The following is a 2331-nucleotide window of genomic DNA, read 5'->3' on the forward strand; positions in this document are numbered from 1 at the left end:
GCTGCAATAAGGCCGGATATAGAGCTGCAACCTACCGTCGATGTCAACGTGATTTTTGTCTTGCAAACGGGATGCGTTCATATAGGTGACATGACCATTCAGTATAATTCTCCTACACCAGAAGAACGCCGCTCTATCCTTTCCGAGTATGGCGAACCTTATGATCGCCTTGTCCGCGAAAAGGAGCGCCATCACATTACCTCTATTTCCAGAACGTCAGCATGGAAATTGGAAAATGAAGGGCGCTTCCCCGCCCGTAAGCCATTAGGCCGCAATTCTTGTGCTTGGTTGCTCAGTGATTTGTTGCACTGGGTACATAATCCGCCAATCGTAGAAAATATAAATAATCCGTATAGCCGCAAACCTACCAATTAAAAAAATAACATCATGAAAAAAAATTAACTGCCTTAATTGGCAGTGATCAAACTCACTCTAAAAATAGCCTGATTTTTGGCATAAAGGGATGTGATGGTAGATATTAGCTATAGAAATTATTTGAAATTAAGTAACCATCAATTTGAGAAACAACCCTCTTTAAGAGGGTTAGTTGATTATTATTCAGATGATGCTTTAGTTTTACGCTGGCGGCGTTTGATTTCGCCTGACATAGCCGAAATGATGAATTGCGCGGTGCTTTCGCCTTCTTCTTTAAATTTTTCCATTGAATCAACAAGCTCATGTGGTACACGGGCTTCTAACTTTTTTGATTTTGCGTTTACTGCTTTCGTTGCCATATCTGTATCCATTAGTAGTTGGTGGCTGACAGTATACGCAAAAAATATTCATAAAAAAGAATTGACGTGGCTGACACTTAAAAATACGATAGTGGCTGACACCTTGAGCTATTCAGTGAATAAAAACAACAACGCCCCGAAGTGCAGCAACACTATCGAGGCGTCTAACCACAACATTATCGGAGCTAATGCTATGGCTGACACACAGTCTAACCAAACTCGCCTTAAATTTACATGCCTAATTGCAGCAAGCAATCAACGGCTGGTGGATATTCACCCGGTGCGCCTTATCTCCGTTCAGGGGGTAAGCCATGTTTAAGATCATTGTCACTACGACCAATCAGCATACAGGCGAGATAAAAAAAGAAACTATTCGCTACAAATACAAGACCTTGCGCGGTGCGGAGAACGCCGCCAAAAATATTCTCAGTGTTTGTATGCCAGATGGTGAAACCGTTGATACTGAAATAGTCAGCGTGTACGAGCGTAGATCGCCTATATCACTGGATCAAGCCATGCACAATACAAGGCTGGCGACCTCTTTATTTTACGTCATTCTTGAAAAAGCCAAGTCAGAATGTTCCATCGATTTAAATAACCTGATTGCGTTGGCCTGTGATATCAATCAGGAAGTCTACCATGCGCTTCAAGCGACTGTTTATGAGGAATAAGCCATGAGTCAATCATCTGCATATGGATATAACAGCCGTAAAAATAATGAAGAAATCCGCCCAATAGACGTTATCCATACCGTGAAAAAATCCGCCATGAATCATTGGCAAAGTCTGTTGCCAGCCTGTGGCGTTGACGTTCCGGCAAAGGGGAAGCATGGCGTTTGCCCGATATGTGGGGGAACTGACCGCTTTCACTTCATCGACGATCACGGTAATGGCGACTGGCATTGTCGCCAGTGTGATGAGCCGAATCATGGCGACGGGCTGGATTTGGTGGCAAGGGCTAAAGGGATTACTGTCTTTGAAGCCGCTAAATTAGTTTCGGGTGCGCTGGCTCTGCCTTTGTCGGAATCTAAGCCTGCCAGAAAAGAGGCTCCCAAATCAGAGGCTCCCTCAATAATCGAGAAAGTGAACAGGCTCTTGGTTCGAGCCACATTTGGGCAATCCGGCTATCTGGCGAAAAAGGGGCTGCAATACCCCAAACAACGGTTATTGAAAGAGGGAATTTTATTACTGATCACCCAAACACTGAACGGCACTATCACGGGTGCACAAACCATTAAGCCCAATGGTGAAAAGCGCCTTGTTGCAGGCTCACAGAAAAAGGGGAGTGTTATCCCCGTATCTGAGATAACCGGCACACCGGACACGTGCATCATTACCGAGGGTTATGCGAAAGCCTTAACGGTCAGTCAGTTACATGAGGGTGTGGTACTGGCGGCACTGGATGAAGGTAACTTACCTAACGTGGCCGAACAGGTTAGGGAACGGTGGCCAGACGCGAAAATCATTCTTGCGGCCGATAACGATTGGCATGAACCGGGAGCGCTGGACAAAAACGGCAAACCCAAGAAGAACGTCGGCAAGATAGCGGCAGAGAAGACCGCCAAAGCGATTAATGGCTGGGTAATGCTACCCCCGAC

The 2331-nt window shown here is 45.5% G+C and carries 5 protein-coding genes; 4 read left to right on the forward strand and 1 reads right to left on the reverse strand.

The genetic code is table 11. The features are described from left to right. Positions 1–90 precede the first annotated feature (90 nt). Positions 91–375 carry a helix-turn-helix transcriptional regulator gene (locus tag PSI15_RS17635; RefSeq protein WP_273584657.1) on the forward strand — a complete coding sequence of 95 codons (285 nt, stop codon included), beginning with the start codon at positions 91–93 and terminating at the stop codon, positions 373–375. Positions 376–554: 179 nt separating this feature from the next. Here PSI15_RS17635 and PSI15_RS17640 read toward each other — a convergent pair whose 3' ends face one another. Further along, positions 555–734 (reverse strand): YlcI/YnfO family protein, encoded by a 180-nt coding sequence (locus PSI15_RS17640; protein WP_045972425.1) that lies wholly within the window; start codon positions 732–734, stop codon positions 555–557. 193 nt (positions 735–927) lie between these two features. Between PSI15_RS17640 and PSI15_RS17645 the strand changes: the two genes are divergently transcribed. The 3 genes from PSI15_RS17645 to PSI15_RS17655 form a co-directional block, all read left to right on the forward strand. After that, positions 928–1053 carry a hypothetical protein gene (locus tag PSI15_RS17645; protein ID WP_273584654.1) on the forward strand — a complete coding sequence of 42 codons (126 nt, stop codon included), beginning with the start codon at positions 928–930 and terminating at the stop codon, positions 1051–1053. Next, the gene (locus PSI15_RS17650) at positions 1046–1405 is read left to right on the forward strand and encodes a hypothetical protein (protein ID WP_273584655.1); all 360 of its coding nucleotides are present in this window, start codon (positions 1046–1048) and stop codon (positions 1403–1405) included. Before PSI15_RS17645 ends, PSI15_RS17650 begins: the two co-directional genes overlap by 8 nt. 96 nt (positions 1406–1501) lie before the next feature. Then, positions 1502–2331, forward strand: an 830-nt coding sequence (locus PSI15_RS17655) for a primase-helicase zinc-binding domain-containing protein (protein WP_443256114.1), incomplete at its 3' end; no start/stop codon positions are given.

The sequence above is a fragment of the Xenorhabdus sp. PR6a genome, assembly GCF_028599065.1.
Taxonomy (GTDB): domain Bacteria; phylum Pseudomonadota; class Gammaproteobacteria; order Enterobacterales; family Enterobacteriaceae; genus Xenorhabdus; species Xenorhabdus doucetiae.

Excerpts from the sequence above, each read along its gene's own strand:
- PSI15_RS17635 (WP_273584657.1), top strand. The coding sequence starts at position 91 with ATGACCATTCAGTATAATTCTCCTACACCAGAAGAACGCCGCTCTATC.
- PSI15_RS17640 (WP_045972425.1), bottom strand. The coding sequence starts at position 734 with ATGGCAACGAAAGCAGTAAACGCAAAATCAAAAAAGTTAGAAGCCCGT.
- PSI15_RS17645 (WP_273584654.1), top strand. The coding sequence starts at position 928 with ATGGCTGACACACAGTCTAACCAAACTCGCCTTAAATTTACATGCCTA.
- PSI15_RS17650 (WP_273584655.1), top strand. The coding sequence starts at position 1,046 with ATGTTTAAGATCATTGTCACTACGACCAATCAGCATACAGGCGAGATA.